We start from the raw sequence: 19002 nt of genomic DNA, 5'->3' as shown, positions 1-19002 counted from the left end.
GGTTTCGTTTGTGTCGTCGCGCGGTTCGCGCGCCACTACTGTCATCGTTTGCGGATAGCGGGCGGACGTTCGGCCCCGACGGGTCGCAACAATCGAAACAAATCGGCCAAATTCGGCATTCGCCTGAAACAGCTTGCAGCGAGAAACCGCGCCATGGAGCGCACCCGGCGGGAAGGCTCCGCTGAAAACGACAAAGGAAATCACGATGAATCGCCTCAAGACTTACCTGGCCGCTGCTTCGGCAATGGCCTGCCTCGTTGCCCCGGCCAATGCCGCAGGCCCGGAAAGCGGGAACGGCAAATCACTGAACGGCCTGCAACAGAATTCGCTGACCAGCAATTCGCTTACGAGCAATTCGCTGACCAGCAACGCGATTTTCACGCATGGGCTCGGAGTGCGTGCGCTGAACGGCGTGCAAGCCGACGGCATCGTTCTCGCAAAAAGCCTCGCTCCGGCCGGCGGCTCCGTCATCGATCCCAACGACCGCAACCTGCCGGCTGTTCAGCACGGCGGCGGCTCCTTCCTCAACCCCAACATGGGCAACTTGCCGGCTGTCCAGAAGGGCAATGCCCAACCCGCGACCGCCGGCAAGAAAAGCGGTGGTCTCCCGTCCAGCCAGCACGGCACTGGTGGCGGCGCCGGGGTCGGACATGACCGGCCGACCCCTACTCCGCGGCGTTAATATCCACGCGTCCGCTGACCAATGGAACGGATGGCTTCACGCCTTCCGTTCCTTCGTCAGTCGCCGAAAAGCGCCGCGCTTCACCAACTGCGTTCGTAAGATAGGAGCCAACAATGCCACGCCAACGAGCCGGCTTCGCCCATATTGGCCGCTATGCAACAATCGCGGTCGTCTCGGTCATTTTCGGTCTTGCCGTGGTGCCACCCACCGAAGCCGGGACCGAACAAACGATCCGCTCGATCTCCGTGATCGGCACGAGGTTCGAGGTGACGACCGGAGACGGCCATATAGTCCCTCAAGACGATCTCGTCGGCGCCGTTCTCACGCTTGGTGACGGACACGACAGTGTGCCGCTGCGCATCGACGCGGTGGAGACCGATCCGCGGAATCCGGATGGCGCGATCATGCTCTACACCATGTCGACCCGCGACGCGGCGACAGGCGGGTGGCGCAACATCTGCGAACCCGACATCGAAGGCCGGCGCATGGGCTTCCCGCTCGCCGGCACCTGGACGCAGGACGGCCGCCATGTGCCGTCCGAGACGGCCTTCAGCATCACCTGCACCGGCGGCGCGCAGGCCAAATGCGCACGTTTCGGCTATCGGCCCTGGGAGAAATTGCCAGATGGAACGCCGCTCTGGGATCATCATCAGGCGTGCACCCGCATGATCCGCGCCGATTATTGCGGCGACGGCGTCGGCCATACGCGCAACGGCACGCCGATCGTCATCTACGACAGGAACGGCATACAGCAGGACGAGGCCGCGCCGGGTATGGCGTTCGAAGCGGCGTGGGGGGTGGACGGCGCGCTGTGCGTCAGCCGCACGAGGATCCCGGACGTGCTGACGATGGAAGGCCTGGCGGCAATCTGCCCGGGCGTGCGGCAAATGCCGCAGGCAGCGGCGTGCGAGAGCAACGCCGGGGCGCTGATCCTGAACCGTTCGATCGAGCCGTAATCTGCCGGCATCACCTCCGGACAGCGCGCTTGTTGGGCTTCGGCTTGTCGTCGCGCGACCGCCCTTCCACCGCCTTCTCGATCTCGCGCTTCAGCTCGTCCTTGATATCGACGGTTTCGCTCATCAGCGCGTCGATCTTCATGAAGTCGAGCACGCGGTATTTCGACACCGCCGGGCGGACCAGAATGTCGGGTGGGCACTGCTTCAGCTTGTTGGCGATGATCGACTGCATCATCAATTGCGTGGCGCCGAACATCAGGTCGACCGTGGTCGGATGCTTGCGCTCGATCTCGCTCGGCGCGCCGACGACGTCGATGGCGATGATGATGTCCGCAGCCCTTTCGATGAGATCGAATGGCACTGGATTGTAGATGCCGCCGTCGATCAGCACCCTTCCGTCTCGCGTCACCGGGCGGAACACGGCAGGGATGGCGGCCGAGGCTGCCAATGCCGAATGCAGGTCACCCTCGTCGAACACGGCGAGCTTGTGGCCGAAATAGTCGGTCGCCGCTACTTGCAGCGGGATCTTCAGCTCGGCGAAGGTTTCGGGGATGGCGTCGGGCAGGAAGGCTTTCAGGATGCGCTCGATGTTGAACTGGCTGACGCGGATGCCGCCCTGCATCGCCTCGGCGAGGGTGCCCGGGCGCGCGCGCCACATGCGCGTCGCCACCTCGGCGCGGCGGCTGAGGATCGAGCGGGCATAGTCGTGGATGTCCTTGCCGGCCATGCCCGAGGCCATGCCGGCGCCCATGATGGCTCCGATCGAGGAGCCGGCGATGGCGACCGGCTTGATGCCGAGCTCGTCCAGCGCCTCGATGGCATGGATATGCGCCAGCCCGCGCGCACCGCCGCCACCAAAGGCAACACCGAAGGTGGGGCTCATCCCTTGCCTCCCAAAGCCGGTCCGACGATCATGATGGCGGGCTCGACCGACAGCAGCTTCTTCGCCGCCGCCTTGACCTGATCGAGCGTCACCGCATCGATCAGCGCCGCGCGGCGCTGCATGTAGTCGATGCCGAGCTTGTCCAGCTGGAGTTCCACAAGCGTCGCGGCGATGGCGCTGGAGGAATCCAGATTGTTGATGGCATAGGCGCCGATCATGTATTTCTTGGTCGCCTCCAGTTCGGCCTCGGTCGGCCCCTCCTCTACCATCTTCTTCAACACGTCACGCACAATGCCGAGCGTCTCGGCGGCGCGGTCCGAACGCGTCGCCGTGGTGACGATCAGCGCGTTGGAATGCTGGTGGTCGACGAGGTTGGAATCGACGCCATAGGCCAGCCCCCGCTTTTCGCGCACCTCATCGTAGAGGCGCGAAGTGAAGGTGCCGCCGCCGAGGATCTCGTTCATCAGCACGGCGGCGAAGAAATCCGGCGCGTTGCGCTGCACGCCGGGAAAAGCGAGCTGCAGCGAGGTCTGCGGCAGGTCGTAATTCACCTCCACCTGCTGGCCGAGTTTCAGGGCGGTGTCGGCGACCGGGGCAAGCGCCTGCTTTTGCGGCAGGTCGCCGAAGACCTGGTCGAGCTTGCCTTTCAAAGTCGCGGCATCGATGTCGCCGACCACGGCGACATGCAGGCCGTCGCGGGCGAAACCGGCCTTGTAGAAAGCCCTTACATCGTCGGGCGTGATTGTGGCGATGCTCTGCGTGGTGCCCTCGTCGGGCCGCGCATAGGGATGCTCGCCGTAGATCGCGCGCAGCCATTTGCGCTGGGCGATGGCGTTGGGGTCGCGCTCATTGGCGACGATGCCGGACAGGATCTGGGCGCGGATGCGGTCGATCGGCGCCTGGTCGAAGCGCGGCCTGTTGACCGCGAGCGTCAAAAGGTCGAAGGCGGCGTCCTTCTGTTCGGAAAGCATGCGCATCGAACCGTAGGTGCCGTCGCGCTGCGCATCGAAGCCCATTTCGGCGCCGGCATCGTCGAGTTTCACCTGGAAGGCATCGCTGTCGAAGTCACCGGCGCCCTCGTCAAACAGACCGGTCATCAGATTGGCGAGCCCTTCCTTGCCGGCCGGATCCTGTGTGGACCCGCCGTCGAAGACGAAGCGGATGGTGACGATCGGCACCGAATGGTCCTCGACCAGCCAGGCCGTGATGCCCTTCGGCGATTTGACTTCCTGGATGTCCATCGCCCGCGCGGCCAGAGCCGGCGAGATGAGGAAAAGAACGGAGAGGAGCAGAGTGGAGAGGGCGTTCAGCGCTCTTCCTTCTCCCCCTGTGGGAGAAGGAAAGGCGCGCATCCACGTGGTGCTCATGCTCGTCATCAAATCAATTCCCCGCCTGTTGCTGCGGCAAGAGATACCCGGTCGTCGAATGGTCCAGCACCAGATAGCGCACTGCCACCGCCTTGACCTCGTCGGCGGTGACCTTGCGGATGCGGTCCGGCCATTCCTCGATATCCTTCACATTGCCGCCGGTGGCGAGCGTCGAGCCATACATGTTGGCCATGTCGTCCTGCTTGTCGCGGGCGAAGATCACCGAGCGTACATAGCGGTCCTTGGCCTTCTCCAACTCGTCCGGCGTGACGCCGTCCTTGGCGATGCGGGCGATCTCGGCATCGACCGCCGCCTCGACATCGCTGAGCTTGGCGTCGCCGCGCGGCGAGCCGTAGACGGTGAAGTTGGTGGCGTCGAGCATGGTGCCCTGGAACCAGGCGCCGGCCTCCCCGGCGATGCCCTGCTTTACTACAAGCTGCTGGTATAGCCGGCTGCGGTTGCCGCCACCGAGGATCTCGGCCAACAGATCGAGCGCCTCGGCCTCGCCAGGCCGCGCAGTGCGATAGGACGGCACCACCCATTGCGTCGAAAAGCTCGGCACCGAAACGCGCGCATCGGCCAGCGTCACCGTGCGCTTGGTGTTCTGCTCCGGTTCGACCGGGCGGATGCGCGGGGGTAAATCCGGGCCCCGCTCGATTTTGCCATAGGTCTTTTCGGCCAGCGCCTTCACCATGTCCGGCTCGACATCGCCGGCCACGATCAGCACGGCGTTGTTGGGCCTGTAGTATTTGTCATAGAAGGCGATGGCGTCGATGCGGTTCAGCTTTTCCATCTCCTGCATCCAGCCGATCACCGGAATGCGGTAGGGCTGGTTCTGCCACAGCGTGGCGTCGACCTCCTCGTCGAGCACCGCCTGCGGGCTGCTGTCGATGCGCGAGCGGCGCTCTTCCAGGATGACGTCGCGTTCGGTCTTGATGACCTCGTCGGTGAGGATGAGGTTGCGCATGCGGTCGGCCTCGAAGCTCATCATCTCGCCAAGCGCCGACGGCGCCACCGTCTCGTGGAAGGCGGTGTAGTCGTAAGAGGTGAAGGCGTTGTTGGAGCCGCCGATGGCCGAGATGGCGCGGTCGAACTCGCCGGCGGCGTGGTTGGTCGTCGCCTTGAACATCAGATGCTCGAAGAAATGCGCGATGCCCGATTTGCCGGGCGGCTCATCGGCGCTGCCGATCTTGTACCACACCATATGGGTGACGATCGGGGCGCGGTGATCCGGAATGACGACCACCTCCATGCCGTTGTTGAGCAGGAAATTGGTGACCTTGCCATCGTCGGCGGCGAGCACGGGACCGGCCAGGGCCAGCGCGGTGGTGAGCAATACTCTCCGCAGCCATTCAGTATGAAGTGTCATCGACGGCTCCGGTTGTCATGGCGGGACGATAGGCGGGGTTCATGGGAAGGCAAAGTGAATTGTTCGTCATTTTCGAGGCGGTGCTTCTTCCTTCTCCGCTTGTGGGAGAAGAGGGAGCTTCACTCACCCAGCCTCGATGAACCGGATCACCGTCTCGCCATAGCCGCGCTCGTCGACCACCGAAAATCCCGGCCCTGGCTCGAAGGGCGCCGAGGCCACCTCCTCGACCACGCAGAGCGCGCCAGGCAAAAGCCAGCCGCCCGCCTTGGCCGAACGCAGCGCGCGTTCGCCAAGGCCCTTGCCGTAGGGCGGATCGGCGAAGACCAGCCCGAAAGCCGAAAGCGTGCCCGCCTCACCCAGAGCCGTGGCATCGCGTCGGAAAATCTTGGTGCGGCCGGTCAGGCCGAAAGTCTCGACATTGGTGCGGATCAGGCCGCGCCCTTCAGCCGACTCCTCGATGAAGACGCCGTAGGACGCGCCACGCGACAGCGCCTCGAGGCCGAGCGCCCCGGTGCCGGCGAACAGGTCGAGCACGCGCGCGCCTGCGAGCTTGTCGGCAAAGCGGTGCGCCAGCACGTTGAACACCGCCTCGCGGGTGCGGTCGGTGGTCGGGCGGATGGCATGATCGCGCGGCGTCGCCAGCGGACGCCCGCGAAACTCACCACCGACGATTCTCATCTGGTTCTGGGACCCTTGGGACCGCCGCGCGGCCGGTCACCGCCCTTGCCTCCGTCCGGACGCTCGCCACGTGGCTTGCCGAACGGCTTCGCGCCAGCCGGTTTGCCATAGGACGGCTTGAACGAGGCCTTGCGCGCCTTGGCCTCTGCCGCCTTGGCGGCATCGGCTTCCGCCCTGCCCTTGCCGATCGGACGCGAACCCGGCGCCATCCAGACATTGGCCTTGCGCTGGCCCGGCGGCTCGATAGGCCGCTGCTCGCGTTCCGATTTCTTGCCGCCGAAACCACCACGAGGCTTGTCGCCAAAACCGCCACGCGGTTTGTCGCCAAAATCGCTGCGCCGTTTGTCGCCAAAATCGCTGCGCTCAGGCCTGGGGCCGCGCTCGCCAAAACTCTTTTCCGGCCCGGAACCTCTCTCGGGCCTTGTCGACAGCTTGCCCAGCGCCTCGTCGCGGCTGCCTTCACGGCGCTTGCGATTCTTGATCAGACCGCCCTCGCCGATCGGCCGGCGATCGACCCCGTCGCGCACAAATTTCGGCCGCTCGACCTCCTCCGGGCGCGGCTCGGTCCGCCGCACCGGCTTGTTGGAAAATGGTTTTGTGATCTCGGCGTCGAAATTGGCGCCGGATTCCTCGACCAGGCGCTCGCCGAGCTGGTCGCGCAGGACGCGGCCCTTGATCTCCAGCACATGGCCCTCCGGCAGGTCCTCGAGCTGGAACGGCCCGTAGGAAATGCGGATCAGCCGGGTCACGTCGAGCCCGAGCGAACCGAGGATGTTCTTGACCTCGCGGTTCTTGCCTTCGCGCAGTCCGATGGTCAGCCAGGCATTCGAGCCCTGCTCGCGGTCGAGGCTCGCCTCGATAGCGCCGTAGAAGACGCCGTCGACGGCGATGCCTTCGCGCAGGCCGGCGAGCGCGCTTTCCTCGACCTTGCCGTGGACGCGCACACGGTAGCGCCGCAGCCAGCCGGTGGCGGGCAGTTCGAGCACGCGCGACAGGCCGCCATCATTGGTCAGCAGCAGCAGGCCTTCGGTGTTGATGTCGAGCCGGCCTATGGTCATCAGCCTGGGCAGGTCTGCCGGCAGCACGTCGAACACAGTCTTGCGCCCCTCGGGGTCGCGGTTGGTGGTGACGACGCCGGCCGGCTTGTGGAACAGGAACAGCCTTGTGCGCTCGATCGGCGGGATCTCCATGCCGTCGAGATGGATGATGTCGCCGGGCATGACGTTGAAGGCCGGCGAGGTCAGGGCCCGGCCATTCACCTTGACGCGCCCTGCTGCGATCAGCTCTTCGGCGTCACGGCGCGAGGCAAGGCCGGTACGGGCCAGCCGCTTGGCGATACGCTCGCCAGCCTCCTCCGCCGCCTCGGCGGGACGCGGGCGCGGTTTGAAGCCGCCGCCCGAGGCGCCAACGCCCGACCCGCGCGGCCGATCGCCACCGAAATCGCGTTTGGGCCGATCAGCGAAGTCGCGCTTGGGGCGATCGCTGAAGTCGCGCTTTGGACGATCGCCGAAACTCGGGCGCTCGAAGCGCCGCTCGCCGCCCCCGGCCTCCGCAGCCATCGGCCGGTCGCCACGCGGTGCGAAGGGCTTGCGCGGACCATCGCGCTTTTCATACGGCTTGCCTTCGGGGCGTGGCCCCTTGCTGAACGGCCGCTCGCCGCTCTTGAAGTCGCGCTTCGGCCGATCACCCTCGACCGCCATCGGCCGGTCGCCGCGCGGCGCGTAGGGTTTGCGCGGACCTTCGCGCTTCTCATAGGGCTTGCCTTCGGGACGCGGACCCTTGCCGAACGGCCGGTCGCCGCTCTTGAAATCGCGCTTTGGACGTTCGCCTTCGGCGGCCATCGGCCGGTCGCCGCGCGGCGCGTAAGGCTTGCGCGGACCTTCGCGCTTCTCATAGGGCTTGCCTTCGGGGCGCGGACCCTTGCTGAACGGCCGGTCGCCGCTTTTGAAATCGCGTTTCGGACGTTCGCCGTCGGCGGCCATCGGCCGATCGCCGCGCGGCGCGTAAGGTTTCTTGGCACCAAAGGACGGCTTGCCGCCCTTGCCGGCGGCGCCATCTCGGCTGCGCGGTGCCGTGCCTTTTGGGCCGCTTTTGCCCGGACCTTTTTTGGGCCGGAATTTCTTGTCGTTGTCGTCCATGTGGCCTTTGCCTGTTTGCGCTGCTACAGCGTGGCGCATCCTTTCGGACGCGCAAACGACGCTGTAGCACTTTGATTTGGCGCATGATCGTTTCCGAAAACCTGAGTCCGATTTTCGGGGTTAGGCGCTAGATAACAGGATCACCGTCAGGTGGCGAGGAGATAATCGGAATGGAAACCGCGTGAAGCGGCCGGATTTCATGGCGCTGGCGCTGAAGGAGGCCGAGGCTGCCGCGCTGCGTGGTGAAGTGCCGGTCGGCGCGGTCATCGCCAGCGGCGGCACGGTCGTTGCAAAAGCCGGCAACCGCACCCGCGAGCTTGCCGACCCCACGGCGCACGCCGAGATGCTGGCGATCCGCGCGGCCTGCCAGGCGCTCGCCAGCGAGCGGCTGACCGGCCACGATCTCTATGTCACCCTGGAGCCTTGCGCGATGTGCGCCGGCGCCATTTCCTTCGCCAGGCTGCGGCGGCTCTATTTCGGCGCCGCCGACGAGAAGGGCGGCGCCGTGGTCAACGGCGTGCGCTTCTTTGCGTCGCCCACTTGCCATCACACGCCCGACATCTATCCAGGCATGGGCGAAAGCGAAGCTTCCCTCATTCTCAAGGATTTTTTCCGGGAGCGGCGCGAAGCCTGAACCAGAGTTGGCTGGAACGCGTCTCTTCGTTGCTTACTGGCGTTTAGAGACCCAGCCAGTCGAACCAGCCGCCGCTCTTCTTGCCTTCCGCCTCTTTCTTGAGGCGGCGTTCCTTCTTGTATTCGTCCTCGCCGAGCTCGCCCTGCGGCGCGGTAGAGGCGGCGACGCGGTAGTCCAGAGGCGGCTCGCTCAGATATTTGCGAGTGTTGGGATCGCCCTGCTTGCCTTCGGCCATACGGCGCTGGATCTCGGCGGCGCGGCCCTTGTCCGAATCCGCCGGCGACCAGCGCGGCGGGTGGCTCGAAGCCGATTCGGCCATGGCCTTCTTCACCGCCACCGGATCGGTCTGCACGTCGTCGACGATCTGCGACTGGTAGGCCGGATCGTCCTGGTGGGCGGTGGCGTCGGCACGCAGGCGGGCGCGGCGCGCCTCGGGCGATTCGGGCCAGTCGGCGCTCGCCGTCTCGATGCTCTCCTGCGGCGGCGGCAGGTTTTCCTTCTGTCCCGGTGCCGGCTTCACCAGCTCGGGACGCGGCTTGTAGTCGATCTTTTCACCCCGCTTCGGCGCGAACGAAAAGGCGCTGGACAGGTCGCCGGCAAGCTGCTCGCCCGCGGTCTTGTCGGTTCCGTAGGTGGGCGAGCCCATGCAGCCGGACAGAGCGAGGCCTGATACGACAAGCGGCGCCAGCAGCGCAACGCGCGCGTAAGTTCTCTCGGTCATGCCAAAAAGTCCCACTTAGACAGCCTCTCGATCGCCGCCGGCCAAAGGTCCGGTCCCCATCACTCAAGCACTTGCGACGGAAATCCGGCGACAATTTGTCGTCCGGAGTTTCGCGTGTTTATCTCAACCACTCGTTAAGGGCAACGCGCGGGCGCCGATCGGGCGCCCGCCGTGGCATTTGTGCACCGATATGCCACCATTCACAGGCGGCCGAGCGCCTTCAGCTCATGCAGCACAGCCGCATCGCGTGCCGAGACATCGGGGAATGCCTGGTCCTGCCCGACATCGGCGGTGTAGCGCCAGGAACGGGCGCATTTGGCCAAGCCACGGTCCTCGGCCTTCTCCACCACCACGGCCACGCCCTTGACGTCGTCCAGCGTGAAAGCGCCGTCCGCGGCCTTGCCATGGGTAATGACAAGGTCGCTGGTGATCGCCATCTCGGCCATGTCGACGTCCGATATCGCCGCTTCGAGCGCCGCATCGTCGATTGTAACGACCGGCACCGCCTCGAGCGAGGAACCGATGACCTTCTGGGCACGCGCGATCTCAAGCGCGCCGGTGACGACGCGGCGAACCTGCCGCACCTTGCGCCACTTTTCCGCCAGCGCCTCGTTCCTCCAGCTTTCCGGGATCTGCGGGAACTGGTCGAGATGCACCGAAACGGCGTCGGGGTGACGGTCGAGCCAGGCCTCCTCCATGGTGAAGGGCAGCATCGGCGCCAGCCACTTGACCAGGCAGTCGAACAAATGGCGCACGACCTGTACCGAGGCCTTGCGCTTCACGCTGGACGGCGCGTCGCAGTAAAGCGCGTCCTTGCGGATGTCGAAATAGAAGGCCGACAGTTCGACCACCATGAAGTCGAGCAGCGTGCGGGTGATGCGCTTGAACTCGAAGGCGTCGTAGCCCTGGCGCACCACTTCATCCAGTTCAGCCAGCCGGTGCAGCATAAGCCGCTCCAGCTCCGGCATCTTCTCCAGCGGCACCTCCTCGCCATCGTCATGGGCGAGCGTACCCAGCATCCAGCGGATGGTGTTCCTGAGCTTGCGGTAGGCGTCAATGTTGGTCTGCAGCACGTTCTTGCCCAGCCGCTGGTCTTCCCAGTAGTCGGTGGTCACCACCCACAGACGCAGGATATCAGCGCCCGACTGCTTGATGACGTCCTGCGGCACGACGGTGTTGCCGAGCGATTTCGACATCTTTCGTCCCTCCTCATCCATGGTGAAGCCATGGGTGACGACGGTGTCGTAGGGCGCCCTGCCCCTGGTGCCGCAGCTTTCGAGCAGCGAGGAATGGAACCAGCCGCGATGCTGGTCGGAGCCTTCAAGATAGACGTCGGCCGGCCATTTCAGGTCCGGGCGATCCTCGAGTGTGAAGACATGGGTCGAACCCGAGTCGAACCAGACGTCGAGGATGTCCATCACCTGATGCCATTTCGCGGCATCGTGATTGCCGAGGAAACGCTCCTTGGCGCCGGCCGCGAACCAGGCGTCGGCGCCTTCCGTCTCGAAAGCGTCCATGATGCGCTGGTTGACCGCCTCGTCCTTCAGCACATTGCCGTCCACGTCGGCGAAGACGGCGATCGGCACGCCCCAGGCGCGCTGGCGCGACAGCACCCAGTCGGGACGCTCCTCGATCATGGCGCGGATGCGGTTCTGGCCGGCCGCCGGCACAAAGCGCGTGTCGTCGATCGCCTTCAGCGCACGGCTGCGCAGCGTCGTGCCGTCGCCAAGTTCCTTGTCCATATAGACGAACCATTGCGGCGTGTTGCGGAAGATGATCGGCTTCTTCGACCGCCACGAATGCGGGTAGCTGTGCTTCAGCCGGCCGCGCGCGAACAACTCGTTGCGCTTGATCAGTTCGTCGATGACGGCCTGGTTGGCGTTGCCCTTCTTGCCGTTGTCGTCGATGACGCGCGCGGCACCGCCCTCGCGGTCCGGCCCGAAGCCCGGCGCGTCCTTGGTGAAGAAGCCGGCATCATCGACAGGGAACGGGATCGCCGTATCGATGCCGCGCTTGAGCAGCTCGGCCACCGCGTCCGTCCAGGCGTCGAAGTCCTCGCGGCCGTGGCTTGGCGCAGTGTGCACGAATCCAGTGCCGGCATCGTCGGTGACATGTTCGCCGGCGATCATCGGCACGGGGTATTCATAGCCGCCACCAAGCCCCCTGAAGGGGTGCGATAGCGTAAGGCTTTCAAGCTGTTCGGCCGAGACGTTGTGAAGGCGATTCAAGACGATCTTGGCCTTGGCCGAGGAGTCTTCGGCGAGTGCGTCGGCAAAGATCAGCTTTTCGCCGGGCTGCGGGCCGAACGCGTTCTCCGCCGCCGTGACCTCATAGAGCCCATAGGCGACGCGCGGCGAATAGCTGACGGCGCGGTTGCCGGGGATGGTCCATGGCGTCGTCGTCCAGATGACGACATGGGCTTCGAGCAGGTCCAGCGAGGATTCAGACAATGCCGCCGGCTGTTCACCGTCAGTGCCGGAGACCGGACGGGCAAGGCTTGCGACCGGGAATTTCACCCAGATCATGTCGCTCTCGTAGTCCTGGTACTCGACCTCGGCCTCGGCCAAGGCGGTGCGCTCGACCACGCTCCACATCACCGGCTTGGAGCCGCGGTAGAGCTGGCCCGACATGGCGAACTTCAGCAATTCGCCGCCGATGCGCGCCTCGGCATGGAAAGCCATAGTCGTATAGGGGTTCTTGAAGTCACCGACGACGCCGAGCCGCTGGAACTCGCCGCCCTGCACCGAGATCCAGTGCGCGGCGAATTCCCGGCATTCCTTGCGGAATTCGTTGACCGGCACCTCGTCCTTGTTCTTGCCCTTGGCGCGGTACTGCTCCTCGATCTTCCATTCGATCGGCAGGCCGTGACAGTCCCAGCCGGGCACATAGTTCGAATCGTAGCCGCGCATCTGGAACGAGCGGATGATGACGTCCTTGAGGATCTTGTTCAGCGCATGGCCGATATGGATGTTGCCGTTGGCATAGGGCGGGCCGTCATGCAGCACGTATTTGGTGCGGCCGGCGGCGTCCTGCCTGAGCTTGCCGTAGAGGTCCATGTCCTGCCAGCGCTTGACCAGCAGCGGCTCCTTTTCCGGCAATCCGGCGCGCATCGGGAAATCCGTCTGCGGCAGGTAAAGCGTCTTGGAATAGTCGATCGTTTCAGCGGTATCGGTCATTGCGGTGTCGGTCATCGGTCTGCCATGTGCACTGCCCGGCGGCAAAGGGCTCGGGCGTTGAAGTCTTCGCTTTGACGCATATCGTTTTCCCAAAACCGGACCCACTTTTGGGCGATATGCGTTGATGATCTGGAAAAGCGCGAGAGGCCGCGCGCAACATTCCCGGCGGCTCCGGCGGCTCTCAGGCCACCCGGAACACCGGGCTCGTAATTCGTATCGCGATCGCAAAAAGGCGCGAAAAGCTCGTCATGGCCGGGCTTTTAGCGGATTAGGCGTCAGGAATAAAGCACGCAGTTCAAATCGCTACATCGAAAAGTCGAAGCGATAGGTGGTCGACACGCCGACCGTGAACTGGTTGCGGTCGCCGCGCTCCTTGACCAGGCTGGAATCGGCCGCCGGGCCCATCAGGCGCGAATATTCGCCGAACAGGCTGGCCGTCATCGGCTCGGTCACCTTCCAGGTCACCGCGCCGCCCAGACCGGTCGACTTCAGACCGCCGCCTGGATCGTATTCGCTCAAGCCCGACGCCGCCGCCTCCGTGGCGTTGACGCCGTAGTAAGCGTCGAAATAGTCCGCCGAGGCGAAGGAAATGCGCGGCCCGCCCGAAATCCGGACCGTGGGCGTCACGTCGTAGAAAGCGTCGGCGGCGATGTCGGCGACAAAGCCGTTGTGGGCGCGGATGCCGTGCCTGAGCTCGGCCCGGGCGCGGACCCAGTCCAGCGGATAGAATTCGAAGAAGCCGCCGGCCTCGCCACCCCAGCGCACGGGGTCGAGGCCTTTCAGCTCATCGTCGCTGTCGCGGGAAAACAGGATTTTTCCGGTCAGGCCGGCCCGCACGCTGCCGTCGTCGATCAGCGCCAGCGAGATGTTGTCATTGCGCGAGGTGAAGCGCGCCTGGGGACCGGCCTTGCCGAGCGAGATGATCGGCTGGGCGCTGAGCATGTATTTTTTGCCGCCCTCGAAATCCGGCGCGACCAGGCCCGTGGCGCCGAGCGTCAGGTACCAGTCGCCGGACAGCCAGCTCCCCTCGCCGGCACTCGCGGCGGACACGGTGAGCAGCCCGGAGGCGAGAAGCAGCGGAATCGACCTGACAATACGCATCATCACCCTTTACGCGAAACATACTGGAGAGAACACCCGACAGCGCTCAAGCCATGGCGCCGGTTGGGTAAAATTTGACTTAAGATCCGTAACAAAGGCGGTAACGGCCAGGCGCGACGTCGGCCTCGCCGGATCATGTGCTACGCGGCGCGGTCGGCATGTCCAGCAGCCTGGCCACGGTCCGGGCGCCCTTGCCGGCAGCGCGCGCCGATCCGTCGTCACCGAGCTCCACCGTGGCACCATTGGCGAAGCTCAGGGACCAACCGTCATCCTTGGCGTTGCGGCGGCGGTCGGTGAGTTCGATGCCGGCAGCGGTGACCAGTGCGACGATTCTGTCCACGTCCATCGTCGTCCTCCAGATACGGGCCCTCAATTCAGGTCGAGCCCGCCGGTAAGATCGCCGAGCGGCGGCTCCCCATGGGCGGCCACGGCCTTGTCGCGAACCACGATGCCATGCAGTACGGGCAGTTCGAAACGCTCGGTGATGAAACGCAGGATCGAAGTCGTGTCATAGCGCGTATGGTCGACATAGCCGCGCTTGGCGAAAGGCGAAACGATGATTGCCGGGATGCGGGTGGCCGGTCCCCAGCGATCGCCCTTGGGCGGAGCGACATGATCCCAGATGCCGCCGTTCTCGTCATAGGTGACGACGACCAGCATATGCGGCCATTGCGGGCTTTTCTCCAGATGGGCAATGACATCGGCGATATGGCGGTCGCCTGCCTGGATGTCGGAATAGCCGGAATGCTCGTTGAGATTGCCCTGCGGCTTGTAGAAGGAGACCTGCGGCAGGGCGCCATCGTCGATGGCCTGGATGAAGCTCACGCCGCCGAGCCCGGCGTCGCGCAGATGTTCGCGCCTGGCCTCGGTGCCGGGCGCGTAGTTGGCGTAATAGTTGAACGGCTGGTGATGATACTGGAAATTCGGGATCGGCTCGTGGTTGCCGTGGTCGAGTGTGTACTGCCAGGCGCCCGAATACCATGCCCAGGTGATATGCTTGAGACTGAGCATGTCGCCGATGGTCGGCTCCGTCTGCGGCGGCAGCGTTGTAGGATTGGCCGGATCCGCCATGCGCGGATCGCCGCCGGGCGCCGGATTGTTGCCGCTCGGCTGGTAGGGCGGCTGCATTGTGTTCACCGCATAGAAATCCGGCGTCAGATTTCCGTCGGAGACGAATTTCGGGATACCGTCGCGCGCCGATTTCGGTGAATTGTCGGCGATCTTCAGCGCTGTGCCGCTTTCGTCCGTCACCGAGATCGACGGCTTGGCCGGGCTCCTGTCGGCATTCGGGTAGTAGGGTGCACAGGCGCAGATCAGCCACTGGTGGTTGAAAAAAGAGCCGCCGAAGCCACCCATGAAGAAATGGTCGGCCAGCACGTATTTCTGCGCGACCGCCCACATCTCGGTCTTGGAGGCGTCCCAGTTGCTCATCGGCATAGCACCTGAATCGGCCCAGGCGACGAACATGTCGTTCCTGCCGCCGTTGATCTGCATCTGGTTCTGGTAGAAGCGGTGCCAGAGATCGTGCGTTGCGACGCTGAGCGGAACGTTGAAACCTTTCGCGTCGTTCACTGTGAACGGCTCGTTCGGAAGGTGCTCGGTCATCGCCTGCGTCACCGGCGGCGTAACGCCCTTGGCGGTCAGCCCGTCCCATACCGGCGGCAGTTCGGGCAGCACCGAACCGTCACGGTCACGCTGCTGCAGGCTTTCCTTGCTCGCCTGGTCGATGCCCTCGGCACCGGGAAAATGGCCATAGAGATTGTCGAAGGCGCGGTTCTCGGCGAAGATGACGACCACCGTTTCTATCTTGGCGATGTCGGCTGGCGGATCGCCGGGCCCGGCCGCGAACGCGGCAGACGAAGCGGCAACGCACAGGGCGAGAGTTGAGGAAAACAGCGCGAGCCCATAGGATCGCTTCATTGTCATACCTCCCTAGTGCAAAGCGGGATGACACCAGCTTCGCCGCACCTTGGCAATAGCTGCTGCGCTGGATGGGCAACGCCGTCGGCGGTAACTTTCGCTCAGTGCATGTAGCCGGCGAATTCCGGAAGAGATGCAGCCATGGCCCGGCAGGCAATCAGCTGCCCCGGTGACGCAGGACGTCTATCAATAGGGATAGAGCCGGCGACGTGTGACGCCGGCTTGGATAGTACAGGTGATAGCCGGGGAAGTACGGGCACCATTCCTCCAGAACCCGGATAAGCCGACCCTCCGCAACGTACGGAAGCACCTGGTCCTCAGGCATGTAGGCGACCCCCAACCCGTCCAGCGCCGAACTCAAGCGCATGCCAAGATTGTTGAAGACCAGCTGGCCGTCGCCGCGCACCTTCACCTCGCGGCCGTCCTTCTCGAGACCCCACGGGAACAGTCCGCCGTAAGTCGGCAGCCGCATGTTGATGCATTTGTGCGCGGTGAGGTCCTGCGGGGTTTGCGGGGCCGGGAAGCGTTCGAAGTATTCTGGCGAACCGACCACGGCCATGCGGATGTCCGGCCCGATACGGACTGCCACCATGTCCTTCGCGACCTGCTCGCCCATGCGGACACCGGCATCATAGCCTTCGGCGACGATATCCGTCAGGCCGTAGTCGACGATGATCTCAACCTGGACGTCGGGATAGTCCGGCAGGAAGCGTTTGAGGGCGGGCTGCAGTACGGAAATCGCCGGGTGCTCACCGGTGGTGATGCGGACCGTTCCGGCCGGTTTCTCGCGCAGCGCGTTCAAGGTGGCCAGTTCTGCCTCGATCTCCTCGAACCTCGGGCCCACGGTGCGCAAAAGGCGATCACCGGCTTCGGTCGGTGCCACGCTGCGCGTGGTCCGGGTCAGAAGCCTGAGCCCGACCCGCTCCTCAAGGTTGCGGATGGTCTGACTGAGTGCCGAGGGCGACACCCCCAACCTGGCTGCCGCACGCGTGAAGCTCCGTTCCCGGGCGACGGTCGCAAATGCGGCGAGATCGTTGAAATTCTGCATGATGTATTTGTTAGTCCAGCTAACAGGCTCATGCGGATTATAGCAGGTTATCGCATGATGCCGCATCCCCTATCTTCTTCGCAGCAGCAACGGAGAAGGAGACTAGGAATGGCAGATGAAGGGATTTTAAGGATGGGGCGCCGTGGCTTTCTGGGCGTGGCGGGAAGTTTCGCGGCGACGCCGCTTCTCTTGGCCAGCGGTTCCCAGGCGCCAGCCCAGGAGACCGCTCAAGCGACAGGCGTCAACAGCACCGCGGCACTGAGCGGGCGGCGGAAGCTGGGCTCGCTGGAAGTCTCCAGTCTCGGCATCGGCGTCCAGAACATGAGCCGGACCTATCAGACGACAATCCCGACCCGACCCGAGATGATCAATATCATCCGAACCGCATTCGATCGGGGTGTCACCTTCTTCGACGCCGCCGAGGCCTATGGCCCGCATGAGGTCGAGCGGATCCTTGGCGAGGGAATAGCGCCGTTTCGCGACCGCGTCCTGATCACCTCGAAGTTCGGCTGGAACATCGACCTGGAAACGGGCGAGCGGCGCCCGGGGCTGAACAGCCGACCGGACCGCATAAAGCTGGCGGTCGAGGGCATGCTCAAGCGCCTGCGCACCGATCACATTGACCTGCTCTACCAGCATCGGGTCGACCCGGACGTGCCGATCGAAGACGTCGCCGGTGCTGTCAAGGATCTCATGGACCAGGGCAAAGTCACGCACTGGGGGCTGTCCGAGATGGGACTGAACACCCTGCGTCGTGCCCACGCCGCACTGCCGGTCACCGCCGTCCAGAGTGAATACTCAATGCTATGGCGCGGGCCGGAAAGCGAAGTGCTTCCGCTCTGCGAAGAACTCGGCATCGGCTTTGTCCCATGGAGCCCGCTTGGCGTGGGCTTCCTGACCAGTGCCATCGACGCCAGGACGCGGTTCGCGGAGGGCGATATCCGCAAGATCGAGGGCCGGTTCTCGGCCGAGAACCTGCCGCACAATCTGGCGCTCGTCGAGCTGGTCAAGAGCTGGGCCAAGCGCAAGCAGGCTACTGCCGCGCAGATCGCGCTCGCCTGGCTGATGGCGCAGAAGCCGTGGATCGTTCCCATACCCGGGACGACCCAGATGCCGCACCTGCTCGAAAATATCGGCGCGGCTTCGGTCCAGTTCACGCCGGAGGAACTTGCGGAACTCAGCGCCGCAGCCGGCGCAATCCAGGTTCAGGGCGCGCGCCTTCCCGACGCCGTGCTGGTCTATTCAGGCGTCGAAGCGCCGGAAAAGAGCTGAGCCGACAGTCTCACACTACGATCGCATGGAAGTTCGTCATGAAAACTAGAACACTTGGAGACCTGCAGGTCTCCGCCGTCGGCCTGGGTTGCATGAGCATGACCTCCGCTTACGGGCCACCGGCCAACAAGGCGGAGATGATCGGGCTCGTGCGCCTCGCGCACGAGCGGGGCGTGACGCTGTTCGACACGGCCGAGGCCTATGGGCCCTTTGCCAATGAGGAGCTCCTAGGCGAGGCGCTCTCGCCGATCCGCGACCAGGTCGTCATTGCCACCAAATTCGGTTTTGATATCGATCTTGAGACCGGTGCCCGCACCGGCGGTACCAACAGCCGGCCCGAGCACATCAAGCGTGTCGCGGACGCTGGCCTCAAGCGCTTGAAAACCGACCGTATCGACCTGTTCTACCAGCACAGGGTCGATCCGAACGTTCCGATCGAGGACGTCGCCGGCGCTATCAAGGACCTTATCGCCCAAGGCAAGGTCAACCATTGGGGGCTTTCTGAAGCGGGCGTCCAGACCATCCGCCGCGCGCACGTAGTCCAGCCGGTCACGGCGGTGCAGAACGAGTACTCACTCTTCTACCGGGACGTCGAAGCGGAATTGTTGCCGATCTGTGACGAGCTCGGCATCGGTTTCGTGCCATTCAGCCCATTGGGTGCGGGGTTCCTGACCGGCAAGATCGACGAGAATACCAAGTTCGACCCAACCGACTTCCGCAACAATGTGCCTCGCTTCTCGCCGGAGGCGCGCAAGGCCAACATGGCCCTGGTCGATGTCGTGAAAGGCGTGGCCGAGCACAAAGGCGCGACGCCCGCGCAGGTCGCGCTCGCCTGGCTGCTGGCGCAGAAGCCCTGGATCGTGCCGATCCCGGGCACCACCAAACGTCACCGTCTCGAGGAGAACCTTGGCGCGGTCGATGTGACGCTGACCGCGCAGGATCTGCAGGAACTCGCCAACGCCCTGGCGAAGATCGAGGTCCTGGGCGAACGCCTGCCCGAAGCCGCGCTCAAGATGACCGGGCTCTGATCGGGATCTGCACCGTGACCGATGCTCAA

General features: G+C 64.5%; 16 protein-coding genes. 5 read left to right on the top strand and 11 right to left on the bottom strand.

Annotated elements, in window-relative coordinates; translation table 11 throughout:
* Positions 1 to 205: 205 nt before the first annotated feature.
* Positions 206 to 682: a hypothetical protein gene (locus tag A6B35_RS16285; protein ID WP_006203140.1), complete on the top strand. Its 477-nt coding sequence runs from the start codon at positions 206 to 208 to the stop codon at positions 680 to 682.
* Between the two features lie 113 nt (positions 683 to 795).
* Positions 796 to 1638 carry an ADYC domain-containing protein gene (locus A6B35_RS16280; protein ID WP_006203139.1) on the top strand — a complete coding sequence of 281 codons (843 nt, stop codon included), beginning with the start codon at positions 796 to 798 and terminating at the stop codon, positions 1636 to 1638.
* A 10-nt stretch (positions 1639 to 1648) separates the two neighbouring features.
* Here the strand turns inward: A6B35_RS16280 and A6B35_RS16275 are convergent, their stop codons facing one another.
* From A6B35_RS16275 to A6B35_RS16255, 5 genes are all read right to left on the bottom strand, one after another.
* On the bottom strand, positions 1649 to 2521 hold the full coding sequence (locus A6B35_RS16275) for a patatin-like phospholipase family protein (protein WP_006203138.1): 873 nt from the start codon (positions 2519 to 2521) through the stop codon (positions 1649 to 1651).
* A complete protein-coding gene (locus A6B35_RS16270) occupies positions 2518 to 3897 on the bottom strand; it encodes a M16 family metallopeptidase (protein ID WP_085983165.1) in 1380 nt (459 codons plus the stop codon). The genes A6B35_RS16275 and A6B35_RS16270 overlap by 4 nt, the downstream gene beginning before the upstream one ends.
* A 4-nt stretch (positions 3898 to 3901) precedes the next feature.
* Positions 3902 to 5257, bottom strand: coding sequence for a M16 family metallopeptidase (locus tag A6B35_RS16265; RefSeq protein ID WP_040583037.1), 1356 nt, complete (start codon positions 5255 to 5257; stop codon positions 3902 to 3904).
* 123 nt (positions 5258 to 5380) lie between these two features.
* A complete protein-coding gene (gene rsmD / locus A6B35_RS16260) occupies positions 5381 to 5935 on the bottom strand; it encodes a 16S rRNA (guanine(966)-N(2))-methyltransferase RsmD (protein WP_006203133.1) in 555 nt (184 codons plus the stop codon).
* Positions 5932 to 8073: a pseudouridine synthase gene (locus A6B35_RS16255; RefSeq protein WP_065518217.1), complete on the bottom strand. Its 2142-nt coding sequence runs from the start codon at positions 8071 to 8073 to the stop codon at positions 5932 to 5934. Before A6B35_RS16255 ends, rsmD begins: the two co-directional genes overlap by 4 nt.
* 181 nt (positions 8074 to 8254) lie before the next feature.
* Here A6B35_RS16255 and A6B35_RS16250 point away from each other — a divergent pair, with 181 nt between their 5' ends.
* Positions 8255 to 8707 carry a nucleoside deaminase gene (locus A6B35_RS16250; protein ID WP_006203131.1) on the top strand — a complete coding sequence of 151 codons (453 nt, stop codon included), beginning with the start codon at positions 8255 to 8257 and terminating at the stop codon, positions 8705 to 8707.
* A 43-nt stretch (positions 8708 to 8750) separates the two neighbouring features.
* On the opposite strand, the gene A6B35_RS16245 is transcribed toward A6B35_RS16250, so the two are convergent.
* The 6 genes from A6B35_RS16245 to A6B35_RS16220 all read right to left on the bottom strand — a co-directional run bounded on the left by A6B35_RS16245 (position 8751) and on the right by A6B35_RS16220 (position 16673).
* The gene (locus A6B35_RS16245; RefSeq protein WP_040583035.1) at positions 8751 to 9428 is read right to left on the bottom strand and encodes a hypothetical protein; all 678 of its coding nucleotides are present in this window, start codon (positions 9426 to 9428) and stop codon (positions 8751 to 8753) included.
* A gap of 200 nt (positions 9429 to 9628) precedes the next feature.
* Positions 9629 to 12604 carry an isoleucine--tRNA ligase gene (gene ileS / locus A6B35_RS16240; protein ID WP_081482176.1) on the bottom strand — a complete coding sequence of 992 codons (2976 nt, stop codon included), beginning with the start codon at positions 12602 to 12604 and terminating at the stop codon, positions 9629 to 9631.
* Between the two features lie 303 nt (positions 12605 to 12907).
* Positions 12908 to 13705, bottom strand: a complete 798-nt coding sequence (locus A6B35_RS16235; RefSeq protein ID WP_040583043.1) for a MipA/OmpV family protein — start codon at positions 13703 to 13705, stop codon at positions 12908 to 12910.
* A 133-nt stretch (positions 13706 to 13838) separates the two neighbouring features.
* A complete protein-coding gene (locus A6B35_RS16230) occupies positions 13839 to 14051 on the bottom strand; it encodes a hypothetical protein (protein WP_006203127.1) in 213 nt (70 codons plus the stop codon).
* A gap of 23 nt (positions 14052 to 14074) precedes the next feature.
* Positions 14075 to 15625, bottom strand: a complete 1551-nt coding sequence (locus A6B35_RS16225) for an acid phosphatase (RefSeq protein WP_006203126.1) — start codon at positions 15623 to 15625, stop codon at positions 14075 to 14077.
* A 157-nt stretch (positions 15626 to 15782) separates the two neighbouring features.
* Positions 15783 to 16673, bottom strand: a complete 891-nt coding sequence (locus A6B35_RS16220; protein ID WP_040583032.1) for a LysR family transcriptional regulator — start codon at positions 16671 to 16673, stop codon at positions 15783 to 15785.
* 108 nt (positions 16674 to 16781) lie between these two features.
* Here A6B35_RS16220 and A6B35_RS16215 point away from each other — a divergent pair, with 108 nt between their 5' ends.
* Together A6B35_RS16215 and A6B35_RS16210 are read left to right on the top strand one after the other, a co-directional pair.
* Positions 16782 to 17945 carry an aldo/keto reductase gene (locus A6B35_RS16215; protein WP_040583031.1) on the top strand — a complete coding sequence of 388 codons (1164 nt, stop codon included), beginning with the start codon at positions 16782 to 16784 and terminating at the stop codon, positions 17943 to 17945.
* A gap of 38 nt (positions 17946 to 17983) precedes the next feature.
* Positions 17984 to 18973 (top strand): aldo/keto reductase, encoded by a 990-nt coding sequence (locus A6B35_RS16210; protein ID WP_006203121.1) that lies wholly within the window; start codon positions 17984 to 17986, stop codon positions 18971 to 18973.
* The last annotated feature ends 29 nt before the right edge of the window (positions 18974 to 19002 follow it).

The sequence above is a fragment of the Mesorhizobium amorphae CCNWGS0123 genome, assembly GCF_001686985.1.
GTDB lineage: Bacteria > Pseudomonadota > Alphaproteobacteria > Rhizobiales > Rhizobiaceae > Mesorhizobium > Mesorhizobium amorphae.
This window is presented reverse-complemented; position numbering and strand designations above follow the sequence as displayed.